Origin of the sequence: uncultured Clostridium sp. (assembly GCF_947072515.1) — a bacterium.
Classification (GTDB): Bacteria; Bacillota; Clostridia; order Clostridiales; family Clostridiaceae; genus Clostridium.
Map to the genome: position 1 here is coordinate 143,934 of NZ_CAMTIG010000002.1, position 20,634 is coordinate 164,567.

Genomic DNA, 20,634 nt, shown 5'->3' on the forward strand with positions numbered 1-20,634 from the left:
GGGAGGGTTAATAGTATGAGTAGTCCATTAAGAAAAGATTTAGAAAAAAATTTAAAAATAAAATTTGGTGTAGATATAAAAAGAGCTAATGAAGAAGAAATAATGGTTAGTCTTTCAAGTTCATTATTAGAAAGAATAGTGGATGAATGGGAAGAAACAACAGATTTATATAGACAAGGAAAGCAAGCGTTCTATCTTTCAGCAGAATATTTAATGGGAAGAGCACTAGGAAATAACTTAATAAGTATGGGAATGTACAAAGAAGTTAAAGATTTACTAGATGAACTTAATATAGATATTAATAAAGTGGAAGAAGCAGAAGAAGATGCAGCACTTGGAAATGGTGGGCTTGGAAGACTTGCAGCTTGTTTTATGGATTCAGCAGCAGCTATGGAAATGCCAATTAGAGGATATGGTCTTAGATATTCAAATGGATTATTTAAGCAATATTTTAAAGATGGATTCCAATTTGAAACAGCAGATAGTTGGTTAAAATATGGTGATCCATGGAGTATAAGAAAAGAATCAGAAAAAATAGAAATAACATTTGCAGGAATGAAAGTATTTGCAGTGCCTTATGATACACCTATTATAGGGTATGATAATAAAAATATAAACACATTAAGATTATGGAAGTGCGAATCTATGGAAGAATTAGATTTTGAAGCTTTTAATGATGGAGAATATGATAAAGCAGTAAGTTTAAAAAATAAAGCTGATGATATAACAAGAATACTTTATCCTAATGATGACAAAAAAGAAGGAAAAATGCTTAGATTAAAGCAACAATATTTCTTAGCAAGTGCATCGGTACAAGATATAGTAAGAGAATTTGAACAATATCATGGAACAGATTATTCAAAGCTTTCAGACTATGCAGCTATTCAATTAAATGACACACATCCTGTTATAGGAATACCAGAACTTATAAGAGTTTTAGTAGACGAAAAAGGTGTGAAAATAGAAGATGCTATGGGTTATGCTGAAAAAATATTTGCATATACTAATCATACTATTTTAGCTGAAGCATTAGAAAAATGGGATATAGAACTAGTTGAAGAATTATCACCAAGAATATTAGAAATAATAGAAGCAATAGATAAAAGATTTGTGAAAATCTTAGAAAAGAAAAAATATACTGAAGATGAAATAGAAGAATTTAAAATAATTGAAGATGAAAAAGTTAGAATGGCTAATTTAGCAATTCATATTGGATTTGCTGTAAATGGAGTAGCACAGCTTCATACAGAAATCTTAAAAAATACAGAACTTAATAATTGGTACAAGTTATATCCAAATAAATTCCAAAATAAAACTAATGGAATTACTCCAAGAAGATGGCTTAGACTTTGTAACCAAGAATTATCTGAACTTATAACTGAACTTATCGGTGATGAATCATGGGTAAAAGATTTAAGTAAATTAAAATCTTTAGAAAAGTATGCAGATGATGAAAAAATATTAAATAGATTTATGGAAATTAAAAAAGCTAAAAAAGTTCAATTAGCAAATTATATAGAACAAAATAGCGGAATAAAATTAAATCCAGATTCAATTTTTGATATTCAAGTTAAAAGACTACATGAATATAAGAGACAATTATTAAATACTTTATATGTCTTAGACCTTTACTATAGATTAAAAGAAGATAAGACTATGGATATACCACCTGTAACATTTATTTATGGTGCAAAAGCTTTCCCAGGATATAAGAGAGCAAAAGCTATAATTAAATTTACAAATGATGTAGCAAATCTTATAAATAATGATGAAGAAATAAACGGAAAAATTAAAGTTGTATTTGTAGAAAATTATAGAGTTTCTTATGCAGAAAAACTATTCCCAGCAGCAGATGTTTCAAAACAAATTTCAACTGCTGGAAAAGAAGCATCAGGAACAGGGAATATGAAATTTATGCTAAATGGGGCACCTACATTTGGAACTATGGATGGGGCAAATGTAGAAATAGTTAGAGAAGCAGGAGAAAAAAATAACTTTATATTTGGATTAACTGTTGAAGAAATTAAAAAAATTGAAGATAAATATAAATCAAAAGATTATTATAAAAAAGATAAGAGTTTAAAACGTGTTATAGATACATTAATAGATGGAACATTTGATGATGAAGAAACAGGACTTTATGAAGATTTATATGAATCATTAATAGATGAAAATGATCAATATTACTTATTAGCAGATTTTGAAAGCTTTAAAGAAACAGAAGATAGAGTATTTAAAGCATATAAAAATAAAAAAGCATGGGCAAAAATCTGTTTTGAAAATATGTGTAATGCAGGAATTTTCTCTTCAGATAGGACTATAGTTGAATACTGCAAAGATATTTGGCATATTGACAAAAAAGAAAATAAATAAAGATTACTCCTAAATAAATATTTATATAAAGGCTATTATGCTATTTTAGTATAATAGCCTTAGTTGTATTCTAGTGTTATATAAATGGCTACATTATGATAGAATTAATAATGTACATAAAGGTATAAGGTGTAATCTATATAAAGTATAGATACTGAAATAAATGAGAAGAGAGAGAAAGTTTGGGGGTATAAAATTATGAAAGTAACTATAAAAGATGTAGCAAGAGAAGCAAATGTTGCAACTTCCACAGTATCGAGAGTTTTATCAGATAGTGGAAGAATTAGTGAAAAAACAAAGAAGCGAGTTAATGAAGTAATTCAAAGATTAAATTATAAGCCGAATGAGCTTGCCAGAAAATTAGTAAGCAACAAAAGCAGAATATTAGGTGTTATCATTCCTAAAGAAGCTAGTTCTTTCTTTTCAAATCCATTTTTTGTTGAAGCGATGATGGGAATGAGTATAGCAGCAGACGAAGAAAAATATTATCTTATGTATGCATTTGGAAAGACTGAAGAGGATGAACTTAAAAATGTAAAAGAATTTGTATCTAATAATTTATTAGATGGAATATGTCTTTTAACAGTTAGAGATAATGATAAAAGTATTGAATACTTGCAAAAAATAAAATTCCCATTTGTAGTAATAGGAACACCGGATATAAAGGAAGCATTATGGGTAGATAATGATAATATTAATGCAACCTATAATATAACAAATAAATTAATAGAAAAAGGACATAAAAAAATAGCATTTATAGGTGGAAATAGAGATTTAAAAGTATCTAAAGATAGATTTAAGGGATACCAGAATGCTTTGAAAGAGAATAAGATAGAACTTAAAAAAGAGCTGATCTATGAAGGTGAAAGTTTTTCGGAAAAAGATGGAGAGAAAGGAATAATCCAAATTTTAAAGAAAGAACAACCAACAGCTATAATAGGAACAGAAGATTTACTTGCAGTAGGAGCAAATAAATATTTATTTGCAAACAATATTAAAGAAATAGAAATTATAGGATTTAATAATACACCTATTACTCAATATCAAAATCCACCAATTTCATCTATAGATATAAATGGAAGTAAATTAGGATATGAAGCAGCAAAACTTTTAATTGATTATTTAGATAATGAAGAAATAGAAGAAAAAAATAAAATAGTAGAAACTAAATTTATAGAAAGAAAATAATTTTATATATGAAAAGAACATTGAGTTTAAATAATAAGAGAAAAAGTGCCAACTTAACATATAAAGTGGGCATTTTTTTATTGGTATTTATGAAATTAAAATAAAAGTTTAAAAGAGTGAATTAAAAAAGAGTTCTTGAAAATATAAAATAAAATATTTATAATTAATGAGCAAGCGTTTGCATTAAATGAAAGATAATTAAAGGAAAATAATGATAAATTTAAAAATTGACTGTAAATAAGAGTTGAATAAAGTTAATTAAATTGCTATTATTAGTTTATAAAATTAAGAAAATGTTTACAAATGTTATATTTTTTTGAATTATAAGACAAACGATTGCACAAGGAAAGGAGAAAAATATGAAAAAATATTGGTGGAAAGAATTAGTTGGTTATCAAATATATCCTAAGAGTTTTAAAGATTCTAATGGGGATGGAATTGGAGATATAAATGGAATAATTGAGAAATTAGATTATTTAAAAGACTTAGGAATTGGACTTATATGGGTTTGTCCTATGTATAAATCTCCAAATGATGATAATGGATATGACATAAGCGATTATAAAGAAATATTAGATGAATTTGGAACAATGGAAGACTTTGAGTTATTGTTATCAGAAGTACATAAGAGAAATATGAAACTTATTATAGATCTAGTTGTAAATCACACAAGTGATGAGCATCCATGGTTTATAGAATCTAAAAAATCTAGAGATAATGAGAAAGCTGACTGGTATATTTGGAGAGATGGAAAGAATGGATTAGAGCCAAATAACTGGGAGAGTATTTTTAAAGGATCGGTATGGGAATATTGTGAGGAAAGAGAACAATATTTTATGCATCTATTTACTAAAAAGCAACCAGATTTAAATTGGGATAATGAAGATGTTAGAAAAGAAGTTTATAATACTATAAATTGGTGGTTAGATAAAGGAATTGATGGATTTAGAGTAGATGCAATAAGTCATATAAAAAAGGAAGAAGGACTTAGAGATATAGATAATCCTGAAAACTTACAATATGTATCATCTTTTGATAAACATATGAATGTAGAGGGAATACAAAAATATCTAAAAGAACTAAAAGAAGAAACATTTGATAACTATAATATCGTAACGGTAGGAGAAGCAAATGGTGTAAAATCAAATGAGGCTCATGAATGGGTGAGTGAGAATGATGGAAAGTTTAATATGATTTTTCAATTTGAACACTTACATCTTTGGGATTATGAAAAAGGACAAGGATTTAATCCTAAAAAATATAAGGATGTCATGATAAGGTGGCAGAAAGACTTAGAAAAAGATGGATGGAATGCTTTATTTATAGAAAATCATGATATTCCAAGATGTGTATCAACATGGGGAAATGATAAAGAATATTTAGTACAATCAGCAAAAGCATTTGCAACTTGCTATTTCCTTCAAATGGGAACACCTTTTATATATCAAGGACAAGAAATAGGAATGACGAATGTTAAATTTGAAAATATAAAAGAATATAGCGATATAAAATGTATTAATGTATTTGAAGAAAGAATGCAAAATAATATTTCTAAAGAAGAAGCAATGGAAGAGGTGTATGCAACATCTAGGGATAATGCAAGAACACCAATGCAATGGTCAAATGAGAAAAATGCAGGTTTTACAATTGGAAAGCCTTGGATTAAAATAAATGAAAATTATGAGAGTATAAATGTAGAGGCACAAGAGGAAGATAGCAATTCAATTTTAAATTTCTATAAAAAACTTATAAAACTTAGGAACAATAATGAAGCTTTAATATATGGAGGATTTAATCCGATTTTAGAAGAGGATAAAAAGATATTTGCTTATGAAAGAAATTTAAATGATGAAAAATATGTGATAATAGTTAATTTAACAGAAGAAAATGCTAAATATGAGTATGCAAAAGAAAAACTTAAATATGAGAATTTAATGATAAATAATTATGAGGTTTTAGAAGAGGAAACTTTAAATAAGTTCAGATTAAAACCTTATGAATGTAGAGTATATAAAGTTTAGTTTTAAAAAAGGGTAGGGGGATTTAAGATATGAAAAAATTTAAACTTGGTTCATTTGATTTTTGGCAAAAGTTTGGTAAGGCATTATTAGTTGTAGTAGCAGTTATGCCAGCAGCTGGACTTATGATATCTATAGGAAAAGTCATGGGTATCTATATTGATGTTGAATTTGTAAAAACTATAGCTAGAGTTATGGAAGATATCGGTTGGGGGATAATTGGTAACTTAAACTTATTATTTGCAGTAGCGATTGGAGGCTCTTGGGCTAAAGAAAAAGCTGGAGGAGCTTTTGCAGGTGCAATTTCATTTATATTAATTAATAGAATTACAGGAGCTATATTTGGAATAACAGCAGCAATGATAGCACCAGATTCAACAGCGACTATTACAACACTTTTTGGACAAACGTTGTTAACTAAAGACTACTTTATATCAGTACTTGGTGCACCAGCATTAAATATGGGGGTTTTTGTAGGGATTATTGCAGGTTTCTTAGGAGCAGCATTATATAATAAATATTATAATTTTAATAAATTACCTGATGCATTAGCATTTTTCAATGGGAAAAGATTTGTTCCATTTGTAGTTATTGTAGGTTCAACAGTAGCAGCCGTTATTTTAGCTTTAATATGGCCATTTATACAATATGGATTAAATAGTTTTGGAGTGTGGCTTGCAGCATCTAAAGATACAGCACCAATCTTAGCACCGTTTTTATATGGAATGTTAGAACGTTTATTATTACCATTTGGATTACACCATATGTTAACTATTCCAATAAATTATACAGAGCTTGGAGGAGTATATCAGGCAGCATCAGGAGCTGTAGTAGCAGGACAAGATCCTTTATGGCTTGCATGGATTACAGATTTGAATAATTTTAAACAAGCAGGAGATATGGCATCTTATAATAATCTTTTAGCTACAGTAACTCCAGCTAGATTTAAAGCAGGGCAAGTTATAGGATCATGTGCATCATTAATGGGTATAGCATTAGCAATGTTTAAAAATGTAGATGCGGATAAAAAGAAAAAATATAAATCAGTATTTTTCTCAGCAGCAATAGCAGTTTTATTAACAGGTGTAACAGAGCCTTTAGAATTTATGTTTATGTTTGTATCACCAATTTTATATGGAGTATATGCATTTTTAACAGGAATAGCATTTGCAATGGCAGATATAATTAATTTAAGAGTCCATGCTTTTGGTGGAATAGAACTTTTAACGCGTATGCCGCTTATGGTAAATGCAGGACTAGTTAGAGACATAATAAACTTTATAGTTACATCAGGAATTTTCTTCTTCTTAAATTACTTTGCATTTAATTTCTTAATAAAGAAATTTAAAATTGCTACACCAGGTAGACAAGGAAATTATATAGATTCAGAAGATACAGAAGTTAAGGCTAAGGAAGCAAATGTAAGCGAAGATGAAATAGCTGTAAAAGCAATAGAACTTTTAGGTGGAAAAGAAAATATTGTAGATGTAGATGCATGTATGACAAGATTGCGTGTTACAGTAAAAGATTTATCTTTAGTAGCAGATGATAAAGCATGGAAAGATAATGGAGCTGTAGGACTTATATTAAAAGATAAAGGTGTACAAGCGATATATGGACCTAAAGCAGATATTTTAAAATCGAATGTTCAGGATATTTTAGGAGTTTAAAATGAAATTACTTACTTTAAATTGCCATTCATGGCAAGAGGAAAACCAATTAGAGAAAATAGAGATTTTAGCAAAGACGATTATAGAAAATGATTATGATATAATTTCACTTCAAGAAGTAAGTCAAAAAATAGATTCGGAAATAGCATATGAGAATATAAAAATAGATAATTATGGATTAATTTTATTAGAAAAGATAAAAGAACTAGGAGGAGTCATATATGACTTCTTCTGGGACTTTTCTCATATAGGATATGATATTTACGAAGAAGGGTTATGTTTACTTACTAAGCAAGAAATGAAGAACAAAGAAAGTTTTTTCTTAACGAAGAGTAATGATAAATATTTTTGGAAAACAAGAAAAATACTGTGTGCAACAGTAGGTGATACAGATATTTATTCATGTCATTTAGGATGGTTTAATGATGATGAAGAACCTTTTGAAGTACAATGTGAAAACTTAGCAAATAAGATTAAAGAAAGAAAAAAGAAAGCTATTTTAATGGGTGACTTTAATAATAATGCATTTACCCAAAAAGAAGGATATGACATGTTGAAAAACTTAGGGCTTGTAGATAGTTATAGTTTAGCTAGAGAAAAAGATAGTGGAGTAACTATTGAATGTGAAATAGCAGGTTGGGAAGGAAATAAAGAAAAATTACGAATTGATATAGTATTTGTAACAGAAAAAATGAAAGTTTTAAAATGTAATACTATTTTTAATGATATGAATAAAGAAATTATTTCAGATCACTATGGAGTAGAGGTTGAGATAGAGGAATAGAAAACTGGCTTAAGCCAGTTTTTTATTTTATAAAAAAGAATTCATAAAATAACTTATTTGGGAAATAATAATGCTATCTTAATGTAGAAAATAGAAAAATTTTATTTGAATAGTATTATATTTTCAGGAAATATAAAATGAATAAAGTTTTAAATAAAGTTTGATGTGAAATTTTGGATTAAAATTTGGTATAATTAATTTAAAGAAATATGAAGGAGTGATTTACTATGAACAAAAGAAGAGCGTTAATACCAATTGATGGAAGTGAAAAAAGCTTAATATCATTACAATATTTAAAAGATTTATATGATCCAAATAAAGTAGAAGTAGTTTTACTTCATGTTAGAGAAATAGTATTCATGGATGGAATGGCAGTCACAGAAGAAATAAAAGAAGCAGAAGAAATTGGAACAAGAGTTTTAAATGAAGCTGCTGATATAATAAAAGAATTTGATAGTACATCGGAACTTTCATTTGGATATGCTGCTGATGAAATACTTGCATATGTTGAAGATAAAAATATAGATTTAATTCTTATGGCAAAAAATACAAAGAAAAAATTTGCTGCAATAGTAGGTTCTGTTACAGCACAAGTTGCTAAAAAAACAAAATGTATACTTGTTATAATACCAGAAAAAAACTAATATATAGATATAGAGAAAATTGGCAGTTGAATAACTGCCAATTTTCTAATATGTAAGTAAAAAGGAGCGTTAAAAATGGAAATAAAAAAAGATTTTGTATTAGATACAGCTAAAGAGTTATTAGAATTTAACAGTCCTAGTGGTTTTTGTTTTGAAATAATGGATATGATTGAAAAAAAAGTTAATAACTTTGGATATAAGTTTGAAAGAACTAATAAAGGCTGTGGAATAATTACAATAGAAGGAAAATCAAATGAAAAAACTATTGGATTATCATCTCATGTAGATACATTAGGTGCAATGGTAAGGTCTATTACTAGCAGTGGAACTTTAAAATTTACTTTGATTGGTGGACCAATTGTTCCAACTTTAGATTCGGAATATTGTAGTATAAGAACTCGCGATGGAAGAGAGTATACAGGAACGTTTTTATCTACTAGTGCAGCAGTTCATGTTTATGAAGATGCAGCATCAAAAAAAAGAGATCCTGAAAATATGGAAATAAGAATAGATGAAATAGTAAAAAATAAAGAGGATGTATTGAATCTAGGAATTGGTGTAGGAGATTTCATTTTTATAGATCCTAAAACTACAGTAACAAAGAGTGGATTTTTAAAATCAAGATTTATAGATGATAAAGGAAGTGTAGCTTGCCTTATTAGTTTATTAGAAGTATTTAAAAGAGAAAATATAACACCAAGGTATACTACTAAATTATTTATTTCAACTTATGAAGAAGTTGGACATGGATCATCATATATTCCAGAAGATATAACTGAAATGATAGCTGTTGATATGGGCTGTATTGGAGACGATTTAACTTGTACAGAATATGATGTGAGTATTTGTGCTAAAGATTCAGGAGGACCATATGACTATAATATGGTTTCAGATTTAATAAACTTAGCAAAAGAAAATGATTTAAAATATGCAGTAGATATTTATCCAAGATATGGTTCAGATGTAGGAGCAGCTCTTAGAGGTGGAAACAATATAAGAGGAGCACTTATAGGACCAGGAGTACATGCAAGTCATGGAATGGAAAGAACACATTATACTGCATTAGAAAGTACAATAAAATTATTAATAGCATATTTAACTAAATAATGGAAATAAGACTACAATTTAAAATTGTAGTCTTATTTTTTATAAAATCCATAGAATATAAAATATTAAAAAAAAGTAAAAAATTAGAATTTGAAATATATAAGAGAAAAAAAGTAGTAGAATATAAAGGTAGATGTAAATGTTTAACTAAAAATGGAATCGTTTCAAAAGGAGGGGATAAAATGATAACGGTAGAGAACCTGAGTAAAGATTTTAAAATTAAAGTTAAAGGAGAAGGATTAAAGGGAGCATTTAAAGGATTATTTAGTAATGAGTATGAAGTTAAAAGTGCGGTGAAAAATATTTCATTTACAATTGATGAAGGTGAAGTTGTAGGATATATTGGTTCAAATGGAGCTGGAAAATCAACATCTATAAAGATGATGACAGGAATTTTGACACCAACAGAAGGTAAGGTTACAGTAAATGGAAGAGTGCCGTATAAAGAAAGAGAGAAGAATGCAAAAGATATTGGTGTTGTATTTGGACAAAGAACTCAATTGTGGTGGGATATTCCACTGAGAGAAACTTTTAAAATTTTAAAGGTAATATATGATATTAGTGATGAAGATTTTAATGAGAAAATGAGCTTTTTAAATGGTGTTTTGGAGCTTGAAGATTTTATGGAAAGGCCTGTTAGAACACTTTCATTAGGGCAAAGAATGAGGGCAGATATTGCAGCATCACTAATACATGGACCGAAAGTTTTATATTTAGATGAACCTACAATAGGATTAGATGTAGTTGTGAAAGAAAGAGTGCGTGAAGCTATAAAAATTTTAAATGAGAAGTATAATACAACAGTAATTTTAACTACACATGATTTAAGTGATATTGAAGAACTTTGTAGCAGAATAATAATTATAGATAAAGGAACAAAGCTTTATGATGGAGATTTAGAAGATATAAAAAATAAGTTTGGATTTATAAAGATTTTAAATATAAAAATAAAAGAAACATTAAAGAATAAATTAAATATAGGGGAAATGCTATCCTTAAATGAAAAGGATTTAATTGAGGAAATTGGGGATAGAGAAATTATAGTTAAATTTAATAGAAATAAGACTACTTCATCAGAAATTATAAGTGAAATTATTCATAAAGTTAATATAGTTGATTTTACTATAGAAGAAACAAGCCTTGAGGAAATAATTAAAAAGATATATAGAGATGAGGTGTAGATATATGAATTTTTACAAAAAAAATAAAATATATTTAGCCTTTTCTATGGGAAGTTTAAAAAGAAGTATGGCATATAATGCAAATATTTTTCTAGGAACTATAGGAAATATAATTATTGTAAGCGTTACTTTCTTTTTATGGAAAGCGATTTATAGCAGTTCATCTAAGGGAATTATGAAAGGATTCACTTTAAATGACATGCTTATATATGTAATGATAACTTTTGTAATAGGTATAATAACATCATCTAACTGCACAATGGTTGTAAGAGGTGAAGTTTGGGATGGATCTATAGCTATGGAACTTATTAAGCCTATAAATTATAGAAAAAGAATAATGTTTATGAGTTTTGGTGGATTTTTGTTTAATTTTATATTTTTATTTTTACCAGGATTTATAATAGTAACGGCTTACTCATTTTATAAGGGAATGCACATAGGAATTATACAAATAGTTTTATTTTTTATAAGTATGTTTTTAGGGTTTTTAATAAACTCATTTTATAGTTATATGTTTGGGTTGTTAGCTTTTAAATTTTATAATGTTTGGGGGCTTAGCCAAATTGCAAATGCTATAGTAATGCTTATATCAGGAGCACTTATTCCATTAACATTCTTTCCAAGTATAGTGGAAAAAATATTTAGTCTATTACCTTTTAGTTCAATAATATATACTCCAGCAATGATATATCTAGGAAAATACGATGCAATTTATGCATTGAAAATGATAGTATTGCAAGTTATTTGGGTATTTATAATGTCTGTCTTATCAAAATTAATTTGGAATAGATTAGCTTATAAATTAACTATACAAGGGGGCTAAAAGGATGAAAAGATATTTTTATGTATATAGATGCTTTTTGAAGCAATATTTAAAAACATTAATGGAATATAGAGGAGATTTTATATTTGGATTATTTGGTTTTTTCTTAGTTCAAGGAACATCATTAATATTTATTGGATTAGTATTTAATAATATTCCAGATTTAAAAGGATGGTCTTTTGATGAGATTTTATTTATATATGGATTTTCACAAATTCCAAGAGGAATAGATCATATTTTTACAGATTATTTATGGCTTTTTAGTAGAGTATCTATAGTAAAAGGTGAAGTTGATAGATATCTTTTAAGACCGCTAAATCCATTATTTCAAGTAATAGCAACTAGATTTCAACCAGATGGATTTGGAGAACTTGTTATAGGATTTATACTTGTAATTTATACAGGAGTAAAGCTAGATTTGAAAGTTAGCGTTATGTTTGTAATAGGATTTATAATTGCTGTAATTGGTGGAACTTTAATTTATACTGCAATAAAGCTTATAACAGCATCAATTGCTTTTTGGATAAAAGATAGTTTTAGCTGTATGAGAATTGGATATGAACTTGCAGGATTTGCAAAATACCCTGTATCTATATATCCAGGTGGAATAAAAGGAATATTGACATTTATAGTTCCATTTGCTTTTACAGGATATTATCCAGCTGCATATTTGCTAGGGAAAATTAATTTTCTTGAAGGGATAATGTTAACATTAGTAGTAGGAGTTATATTTATTTTAATAGCTTATTATGTATGGGTTAAAGGTTTAGCAGCATATGAAAGTTCAGGAAATTAAATGAGATTATTAAACTTTTGAAATGAGAAATAGAGAATAAAAGAGAAGTAACTATAAAATTTTATTAGTAATTAATTACTAGAGGTAATAAATCCGTAGATATATGGAGAGGTATAACAAAGATTATAAAATTACAGAAAAAAAGATAAAGAAAATAAGTTATATAATTAAAAAATAATAAGAAATAGAGAATCCTTAAAGATAGGAGAAATGAAGATGAAAAAAGAAGGAATTATAGAAGAGATAGAAGAAGTTTTAGAATGTGTAAATCCATTTGCATCAACCAAAACATCAGAAGAAGAATCAGTAACAAGATTAGTTTTTGCAAGAGATGGAAAAGGTGAAAAGGAAATGGAAGAAGTAGGATTATCAAAAGACGAGAAAGAAATGGAAAAAATAGAGTTATCAAAAAGAAAATAAAAGTAAAATGCTTGTTTATTTAAATAGATAAACAAGCATTAATTATATTAGGGAGATGGAATTGAAATGAGAGTCATAGATGATATTACAAATTTTATATTTGTAGAAGATAAGCCAGTGGAAGCAGATATTATATTCATACCAGGTGCATCAAAGTATGAGATATCTGAAAAGGCTAGTGAATTATATATAAAAGGATTTGCAAAAAAGATAATGCCAGCAGGAAAGTATTCATCTAAGAATAATAGATTTATAAGTGAGAATACTAAAGGGACAAGATATGAAGGGATATATGAGACTGATTGTGAATTTTGTAAAAAAGTATTAATAGATAATGGTGTAGCTAAAGAGGATATTATAGAAGAAGATGAATCTACTAATACTAAAGAAAATGCGTTTTTTTCACAAAGAATTTTAGAAAAAGAGAAAATAAAAGTTAAAAAAGCTATAATTTGTTGTCAAGCTTTTCATGCAAGAAGAGTTTTAATGACGTATTCATGGGCATTTCCAGAAGTGAAATTTTATATAGTACCAGTAAATACACAAGGGATTTCTAAGGGGAATTGGTTTGAAAATGAGTATGGAATAAGTAGAGTTCTTGGAGAAGTAAAAAAGTGTGGAACATATTTTGATGAATATTTAAAAGGGGCAATAAAAAAATAAAAAGAGGTTGACTTTTATTTATGATAATAATATAATCATAAACAAGTAATCTGATAGAAATAGTAAGAATAAAATGCAATGAAAAAGTAAAGTAATCTTTTGGAGATTCACAGAGAGAAAAGCAAGTGGTGTGAGCTTTTTAATTATAAAAAAGATGAAGTGCGCTTTAGAGCAGAGATTCGAAGTAATAGTAGAGTTTTCCGGGTTCACCCGTTATAGTGATATGATATGTTAGTATCAGAAAGTGAGTGTAAATATATATTTTTATATATTTGAACTAGAGTGGAACCGCGATTTTTATAACTCGTCTCTAATTTATTTAGAGACGGGTTTTTTTATATTTAAAAATAATAATTTTAGTGCACAGAAACTATATAAATTAAAAATACTATAAAACAATGGCTTAAAGGCATAGATGTTTTAGGGGGAGTTATATATGAATTCAAAAAAATATTTTAATGGAATAGCAAATGAATGGAACACATTAAGTAGATCCTATTTTAAAGAGGAACTTAGAGATTTAGTTTTAAATAAGTATGATTTAAATGGAAAAGTAGTAGCAGATTTAGGAGCAGGAACAGGGTTTATGAGTCTAAAGGCTAGTCAAAAGGCAAGTATAGTTTTTTCATTAGATGTATCTAAAAATATGCTTAATGAATTAAATAGAGAGATAAAAATTAAAGAAATAAATAATATTTATCTATTGAAGAGTAATTTTGAAAAAATACCTTTATTTGATGAATCAGTAGATATAGTGTTTATGAATATGGCACTACATCATGCACATAATCCTAACTTAGTATTGAAAGAAATTCATAGAATACTAAAAATAGGTGGAAGAGTTGTCATAACAGATGTTATGAAACATGAAGGAGAATGGGCAAAGGAAGAAATGTTTGATGTTTGGTTAGGATTTAATGAAATAGAGCTCCAAAAATGGTATTTAGATGTTGGATTCAAGGAATTTAATATGGAAGATACAAGACTAGAGGCAATTGGTGAATCAAGTTTTGGAGAAAAAATAAAACCGGGAATATTTTTAGCTGAAGCTATTAAATTATAGGAGGAAAGAAAAATGAGAAAAGATTCGTTATTAATACATGGGGGAATATCATTTGATAAAAATACAGGAGCAGTAAATGTTCCAATTTATCAGACATCAACTTATAAACAATATGGGATTGGTGAAAGAGGAGATTATGAATATTCAAGAAGTGGAAATCCAACTAGAGAGGCTTTAGAAAAATTAATTGCTGATTTAGAAGAGGGAGAAAAAGGATTTGCATTTGCATCAGGACTTGCAGCAATAACAGCAGTTTTAAGTATGTTTAGAAGTGGAGATAAAATTTTAATAAATAATAATTTATATGGAGGAACTTTTAGATTACTAGATAAAATTTTTTCGCGATTTAATATTGAATATGAAATATTTGATGATTATAGAGAAATAGAGGAAAAGATAGATAGTAGAGTAAAGGCAGTATATGTAGAAACACCTACAAATCCACTTTTAGATATTGTAGATATAAAAAAGGTGTCAGAGGTTACTAAAAGAAAAGGAATATATTTAATTGTTGATAATACATTTATGAGTCCATATTTTCAAAATTCAATAAAACTTGGAGCCGATATAGTTGTCCATTCAGCAACTAAGTATTTAGGTGGACATAGTGATTTAGTAGCTGGATTAGTAGTAACAAAAGGTGAAAAAATAGCAGAAGAAATTGGATTTATTCAAAATTCTACAGGAGGAATACTTCAACCATTTGATAGCTTTTTATTAATAAGAGGAATAAGAACTCTGGGATTAAGAATGGAGAGACATGAAAAGAATGCACAGTTTATAGCTGAAAAATTAGATGAAAATAGCTTTGTAGAAAAGGTTTACTATGTTGGGCTGGAGAATCATGTTGGATATGAAATTCAAAAAGGACAAGCATCGGGATTTGGAAGTATTATTTCATTTAAACTAACAGCAGATATAGATTATAGAAAATTTATAAAAAATCTTAAACTTATAACTTTTGGCGAAAGCTTAGGTGGAGTAGAATCACTTTTATGTCATCCAGCAAGTATGACACATGCAGCTATTCCAAAGAAATTAAGAGAAAGAAGTGGGATTACAGAGAGTTTGCTTAGATTATCTGTAGGAATTGAAGATAAAAATGATTTGTTAGAAGATATCTTAAAGGCTATAGAGGAGGCAAAAATATGAATTATTACAATGAAGTAAAAGATACAATAGGAAAAACTCCTTTAGTAAAAATAAATAATTTTAACATAAAGAAAGGGGTAAATTTGTTTGTAAAGATTGAAGGTCAGAATCCAGGAGGAAGTTGTAAAGATAGAGTAGGGATTTATATGATTGAAGATGCTGAGAAAAAGGGGATTTTGAAAAAGGGAAGTACTATTATTGAAGCTACTGCAGGAAATACAGGAATAGGAATAGCATTAGGAGCTTTAAATAAAGGTTATAAAGTAATTTTTGTTGTACCAAATAAATTCTCTATTGAAAAGCAAATAATAATGAAGGCTTTAGGAGCAGAAATAATAAATACTAGAGAAGAGGATGGAATGGAAGGAGCAATAAAAAAGGCTAATGAGCTTTTAGAAGATATTAAAGATTCTATTTCACTTAAACAATTCCAAAATTTAAGTAATCCTAAAGCACACTATGAAACTACAGGGAAAGAAATATATGAAGATTTAGATGGAAAAATAGATTATATAATTGCAGGAGCAGGGAGTGGGGGAACTTTTACAGGAGTAGTTAAATATTTAAAAGATAGATTAGAAAATGTACAAGGAATTTTAATAGATCCAATAGGCTCTATTATTGGAGGCGGAAAGCATGGTAATTATGAAGTAGAAGGGATTGGTAATAACTTTATTCCAGAAGTTTTAGAAAAGGAATTGATAGATAAAATAATTAAAGTTAGCGATGAAAAGGCATTTGTATATACAAAACTTTTAGCAAAAAAAGAAGGGATTTTAGCAGGCTCTTCATCAGGAGCAGCTATGGCAGGTGCCGTAGAGTTTATAGAAAGTATAAATGAAGGAAATGTAGTTGTAATATTACCAGATAGAGGCGATAGATATTTTAGTAAAAATTTATTTGTATAAAAAGTTAAGATTAAGAATAAATTTCAAAATAAAAAACTATTAAAAAGTATATATAAAAGGAAGGGATAAGTATGAAAAAAGTAGAAAGCTTTGAATTGGATCATAGAAAAGTTAGAGCACCATATGTGAGACAAGCTGGGATTAAAGAAGGAAAAAAAGGGGATATAGTTACAAAATTTGATATAAGATTTGTACAACCTAATAAGGAAATGATGGATGAAAGAGGAATTCATACATTAGAACATTTTTTAGCAGGATTCATGAGAGATAAAATTGAGGATTTAATTGATATTTCACCTATGGGATGTAAGACAGGATTTTATATGGTGACTTTTGGTGAGACTCCAGTAGATGAAGTAATAGAAGCTTTGAATTATTCATTAGAGGAGATTTTAAAACAAGAAGTAATTCCAGCAGAAAATGAAGTTCAGTGTGGTTCTTATAAACTGCATTCATTAGAATTAGCTAAAAAATATGCACAAAAGCTTTTAAATGAAGGAATTAATAATAAATTCTATATAGAATAATAGAAGTAAAAAAAATAAAGTGTTCATGATGAGGTTACAAAATGTGACCTCATTTTAATGTATTAAAAATAAGATATCTTTAAGAATATCATAAGTTACTATTAAGCAAATATTAAGATGTTTTTATTAAAATATAGAAAGAATAAGTTCGAATTAAAGGAGAAAGAAAATGAATGATATTTTTTCTGTAGTTTCTAATTATGGAGTTTTTATTATATTTATATTGATATTTTTAGAAAATTTAAATACACCTGGACTTGCGGCAGGTATTTTACTTGGTGGAGTTGGTGTTATAGCAAAAAAAGGAGATATTAATATAATTATAATTTTAATAATATGTTTAATAGCAGCACTTCTAGCTAATATAATACTTTACTTAATAGGAAAATATGCAGGAAGTAAAGTAATTGAGTATTTAGTGAAAAAAATTCCTAAGTTTGAAAAGGGAATAGAGAAAGTAGAAATACTATCCAGAAATGCATATGGAAGAATTAGCACAAGATTTATTCCAGGAGTACGAACACTTACACCTTTGATTGAAGGGGGGATAGGAATAAAATTTTCAGATTTTATAAAAACTGCTATAGTTGGAGTGTTTGGGTTTAACTTACTTATAATAATGAGTGGTTATATAGCAGGTGGAATTCTTATGTAAAATAAGTGTGAACTTTCATTGACTTTTGCTAAATTTTAAAATACTCATATATAATTAGTTGTATGTTTTAACAAGAAGATGAATAGTAGAAGGAGCGAAGAGAAGTGAATAATAAAAAGCAAAAGAAAACAATGAAACCCAATGCAAGTAATAGATCTTCATCGCAAAAAAAACAAATAAAGAAAAAAAATAACACTACTAAAAATAATAAGAAAAAAAATACTGCTAAAAGTAGTACTGCTAAAAATAATATTAATAAAGCTAGTAGTAAAACAGGTGCAAGCATTAATAAAAAGATAGGACAAAATAAGAAAAATAATATATTAAAATATAAAAGAAGAAGAAGATTGTTAGCATTAATTGTAGTTATTGTTTTTGTAGGAATAATAACTATCTATAAATTAAAGACACCAAGTATAAATAAGATAAATAAATATATGACACAAGGAAATAACTATGTATTAAATGATCAATATCAAAATGCTTTAAATAGCTATGAGGAAGTATCTAAACTAGATAAAACAAATCAGCAAGCAACTGATTTAGTTCAGATATTACAATGCTATTTGAAAGCACAAAGTGAGTATAAGGCAGGAAATGCATCAGCGGCACTTCAAACTTTAGATGGAATAAACCCAGATTATATGAGATATCCAATAGGGGTAAAAGTCAATGAACTTAAGAGTCAGTTAGATTCTAATGGGGGAAAACAAGGCGCACAAAGTGGAGCAGACCAGACAAAACAAGATTTAATGACACTTAATTCATTATATTCAAGTGGACAATACCAAAAAGCTTTAGAGGTTATTAAGAGATTAGATAGTGAAGATTTAAATAGTACGCAGCAAGCTTATGTATCTGAAATCGCTAGTAGCGTAGAACAATCATTAGGAGCATCGGGACAAGGGCAAACTCAATTTTCACAAAAAGGAAAGTATTTAAATGGATTAAATGGATTAACGAATACAGTAAATAACATGGATCCAAATGCTCAAAGCTATGAACAAAAATTGCAAAAAGCAAAAGATCAATATAATGCATGGAATAATGAATTAAATAAAATTTATACACAGTTACAAAATACTTTGAATTCTACACAACTTAGTAAACTTCAAAGTGGGCAAGCTGATTGGCTGAAACAGAAAGATCAGCAAGCTACAGCAAGTGAAGCACAATATAGTGAACAGATAGTTAAAGAAACAGCTAATTATCAAACGCAAAGAGACCTTGCAAAACAAAGGTGTTATTATTTAGTCAATACTTATATGTAGAGTAGAGATAAAATAAAGAATAAAAGTAAAATAAACAAGATTGCTTAATTGCAATCTTGTTTATTTTTTGTAAAAATATATCGGTTTAAGATTCTAAAATTTCTTTTTCTAAAGTATTCATAAGCTCTTGAACAGAAATTATTTTATCTAATTTATATGCATTTTCACCACAGAATACTAATCCTCCATCAGCATTCCCTTGAACTGAATCAATTAATGCTTGACTTATACAATATGGAGTGTCAGAAGGGTTACATGGAATCATACAATTATAACATCTTTTAACAGGTACATTTCCCTCTTTTGTTTTAGAGACGAAGCTATTTAAGATAGCTCGACCTGGAAGTCCAACTGGACTTGAGACTATTTGAATATCTTCCTTTTTAGCATTGATATAAGCTCTTTTAAACTCATCAGAAGCATCACATTCATGTGTTGTAACAAAGCGAGTAGCCATTTGTACACCATCAGCACCAAGTTTTAAATATTTAGCAATATCTTTTCCATCAAAAACACCGCCACCAACAACTACAGGAATTTTTTTATTGAATTTTACTTCATATTCCTTTACATGTTCTAAAATTTTAACAACTTCATTATCGAAATCTTCATCAGAAATATTTAAATCTTCTTTTTTAAATCCAAGATGTCCTCCGGCTTTAGGACCTTCTACAACAACTAAATCAGGAAGTCTATTATTATGTCTTTCCCAAAGTTTTAGTATAACTTTACAAGCTTTTAAAGAAGATATAATAGGTGCAATTTTAACACTAGAATCTTTTACTATTTTAGGTAACATCGTTGGCATTCCAGCACCCGAAATTATAAGGTCAACACCAGCATCGATAGCAGCCTTAACATAATCTTGATAGTCTTGAGTTACTACCATTATATTAACACCTATAACGCCACCATTTGAATTTTCCTTAGCTTTTTTTATATGTTCTTTAAGAGTTCTTAAATTTGTTTCTTTTGGGTTCTTTAAGAAATCTTTATCATTAAATCCTGTTTGAGCAGCAGAGATTATACCAATACCACCAGCTCTAGCAACAGCTGAAGCTAAAGATGAAAGAGAAACTCCGATTCCCATACCACCTTGTATTATTGGAAGTCTTGCTTTTAAATTTCCTATTATTAAAGGTTTAATATTCATAAAAAATACCTCTCTTAATCAATATTTTGAAAATTAAATATTTTGAATATCAAAATAAGTGGACAAATAAAAAACTTGTACTTTGAATATAGAATACTTTGATAATCAAATTAATTTATTTCATTATAATCTAATTTTTAGAATTTAACAACAAATAATTATAAATTAAAAATACTTTAATAATAATTTAAGAATGAATAATAGATGATAAGTAAAAGAATACTAGAAAAAGAGATTA

Annotated in this window: 19 protein-coding genes and 1 other annotated feature; of the genes, 18 read left to right on the plus strand and 1 reads right to left on the minus strand. The window is 27.8% G+C overall.

Annotated features, from left to right (window positions below):
• Positions 1 to 15: 15 nt before the first annotated feature.
• The 18 genes from Q0W06_RS01600 to Q0W06_RS01685 all read left to right on the plus strand — a co-directional run bounded on the left by Q0W06_RS01600 (position 16) and on the right by Q0W06_RS01685 (position 19,243).
• Positions 16 to 2,373, plus strand: coding sequence for a glycogen/starch/alpha-glucan phosphorylase (locus Q0W06_RS01600; protein ID WP_297630508.1), 2,358 nt, complete (start codon positions 16 to 18; stop codon positions 2,371 to 2,373).
• A 198-nt stretch (positions 2,374 to 2,571) separates the two neighbouring features.
• Positions 2,572 to 3,561: a LacI family DNA-binding transcriptional regulator gene (locus tag Q0W06_RS01605; RefSeq protein WP_297630435.1), complete on the plus strand. Its 990-nt coding sequence runs from the start codon at positions 2,572 to 2,574 to the stop codon at positions 3,559 to 3,561.
• A gap of 359 nt (positions 3,562 to 3,920) precedes the next feature.
• Positions 3,921 to 5,582: an alpha-glucosidase gene (locus Q0W06_RS01610; protein WP_297630438.1), complete on the plus strand. Its 1,662-nt coding sequence runs from the start codon at positions 3,921 to 3,923 to the stop codon at positions 5,580 to 5,582.
• Between the two features lie 29 nt (positions 5,583 to 5,611).
• A complete protein-coding gene (locus tag Q0W06_RS01615; protein WP_297630441.1) occupies positions 5,612 to 7,249 on the plus strand; it encodes a PTS transporter subunit IIBC in 1,638 nt (545 codons plus the stop codon).
• Between the two features lies 1 nt (position 7,250).
• Positions 7,251 to 8,033: an endonuclease/exonuclease/phosphatase family protein gene (locus Q0W06_RS01620; protein ID WP_297630444.1), complete on the plus strand. Its 783-nt coding sequence runs from the start codon at positions 7,251 to 7,253 to the stop codon at positions 8,031 to 8,033.
• Positions 8,034 to 8,260: 227 nt separating this feature from the next.
• Positions 8,261 to 8,677 carry a universal stress protein gene (locus Q0W06_RS01625; protein WP_297630446.1) on the plus strand — a complete coding sequence of 139 codons (417 nt, stop codon included), beginning with the start codon at positions 8,261 to 8,263 and terminating at the stop codon, positions 8,675 to 8,677.
• A 75-nt stretch (positions 8,678 to 8,752) separates the two neighbouring features.
• The gene (locus Q0W06_RS01630) at positions 8,753 to 9,784 is read left to right on the plus strand and encodes a M42 family metallopeptidase (protein WP_297630449.1); all 1,032 of its coding nucleotides are present in this window, start codon (positions 8,753 to 8,755) and stop codon (positions 9,782 to 9,784) included.
• A gap of 182 nt (positions 9,785 to 9,966) precedes the next feature.
• The gene (locus Q0W06_RS01635; protein WP_297630452.1) at positions 9,967 to 10,965 is read left to right on the plus strand and encodes an ATP-binding cassette domain-containing protein; all 999 of its coding nucleotides are present in this window, start codon (positions 9,967 to 9,969) and stop codon (positions 10,963 to 10,965) included.
• Between the two features lie 4 nt (positions 10,966 to 10,969).
• Positions 10,970 to 11,788: an ABC-2 family transporter protein gene (locus Q0W06_RS01640; protein ID WP_297630455.1), complete on the plus strand. Its 819-nt coding sequence runs from the start codon at positions 10,970 to 10,972 to the stop codon at positions 11,786 to 11,788.
• A gap of 4 nt (positions 11,789 to 11,792) precedes the next feature.
• The gene (locus tag Q0W06_RS01645; RefSeq protein ID WP_297630458.1) at positions 11,793 to 12,584 is read left to right on the plus strand and encodes an ABC-2 family transporter protein; all 792 of its coding nucleotides are present in this window, start codon (positions 11,793 to 11,795) and stop codon (positions 12,582 to 12,584) included.
• Positions 12,585 to 12,800: 216 nt separating this feature from the next.
• Complete coding sequence (locus Q0W06_RS01650) at positions 12,801 to 13,004, plus strand: hypothetical protein (protein WP_297630461.1); 204 nt, start codon at positions 12,801 to 12,803, stop codon at positions 13,002 to 13,004.
• Between the two features lie 66 nt (positions 13,005 to 13,070).
• Entirely contained in the window at positions 13,071 to 13,667 is a 597-nt protein-coding gene (locus Q0W06_RS01655; protein ID WP_297630464.1) for a YdcF family protein, read from the plus strand.
• A 69-nt stretch (positions 13,668 to 13,736) separates the two neighbouring features.
• Positions 13,737 to 13,982: a binding site (T-box leader), on the plus strand.
• Between the two features lie 121 nt (positions 13,983 to 14,103).
• Positions 14,104 to 14,730, plus strand: coding sequence for a class I SAM-dependent methyltransferase (locus tag Q0W06_RS01660; protein ID WP_297630466.1), 627 nt, complete (start codon positions 14,104 to 14,106; stop codon positions 14,728 to 14,730).
• Between the two features lie 12 nt (positions 14,731 to 14,742).
• Positions 14,743 to 15,882 carry a PLP-dependent aspartate aminotransferase family protein gene (locus tag Q0W06_RS01665; protein ID WP_297630469.1) on the plus strand — a complete coding sequence of 380 codons (1,140 nt, stop codon included), beginning with the start codon at positions 14,743 to 14,745 and terminating at the stop codon, positions 15,880 to 15,882.
• Positions 15,879 to 16,790 (plus strand): cysteine synthase family protein, encoded by a 912-nt coding sequence (locus Q0W06_RS01670; RefSeq protein WP_297630472.1) that lies wholly within the window; start codon positions 15,879 to 15,881, stop codon positions 16,788 to 16,790. Before Q0W06_RS01665 ends, Q0W06_RS01670 begins: the two co-directional genes overlap by 4 nt.
• Positions 16,791 to 16,861: 71 nt before the next feature.
• Entirely contained in the window at positions 16,862 to 17,317 is a 456-nt protein-coding gene (locus Q0W06_RS01675; RefSeq protein ID WP_297630474.1) for an S-ribosylhomocysteine lyase, read from the plus strand.
• A 169-nt stretch (positions 17,318 to 17,486) separates the two neighbouring features.
• Positions 17,487 to 17,972, plus strand: coding sequence for a VTT domain-containing protein (locus Q0W06_RS01680; protein WP_297630475.1), 486 nt, complete (start codon positions 17,487 to 17,489; stop codon positions 17,970 to 17,972).
• Positions 17,973 to 18,076: 104 nt separating this feature from the next.
• Complete coding sequence (locus Q0W06_RS01685; protein WP_297630476.1) at positions 18,077 to 19,243, plus strand: lysozyme inhibitor LprI family protein; 1,167 nt, start codon at positions 18,077 to 18,079, stop codon at positions 19,241 to 19,243.
• Positions 19,244 to 19,328: 85 nt separating this feature from the next.
• Here the strand turns inward: Q0W06_RS01685 and Q0W06_RS01690 are convergent, their stop codons facing one another.
• Positions 19,329 to 20,396, minus strand: a complete 1,068-nt coding sequence (locus Q0W06_RS01690) for a nitronate monooxygenase family protein (RefSeq protein ID WP_297630478.1) — start codon at positions 20,394 to 20,396, stop codon at positions 19,329 to 19,331.
• Positions 20,397 to 20,634: the final 238 nt, after the last annotated feature.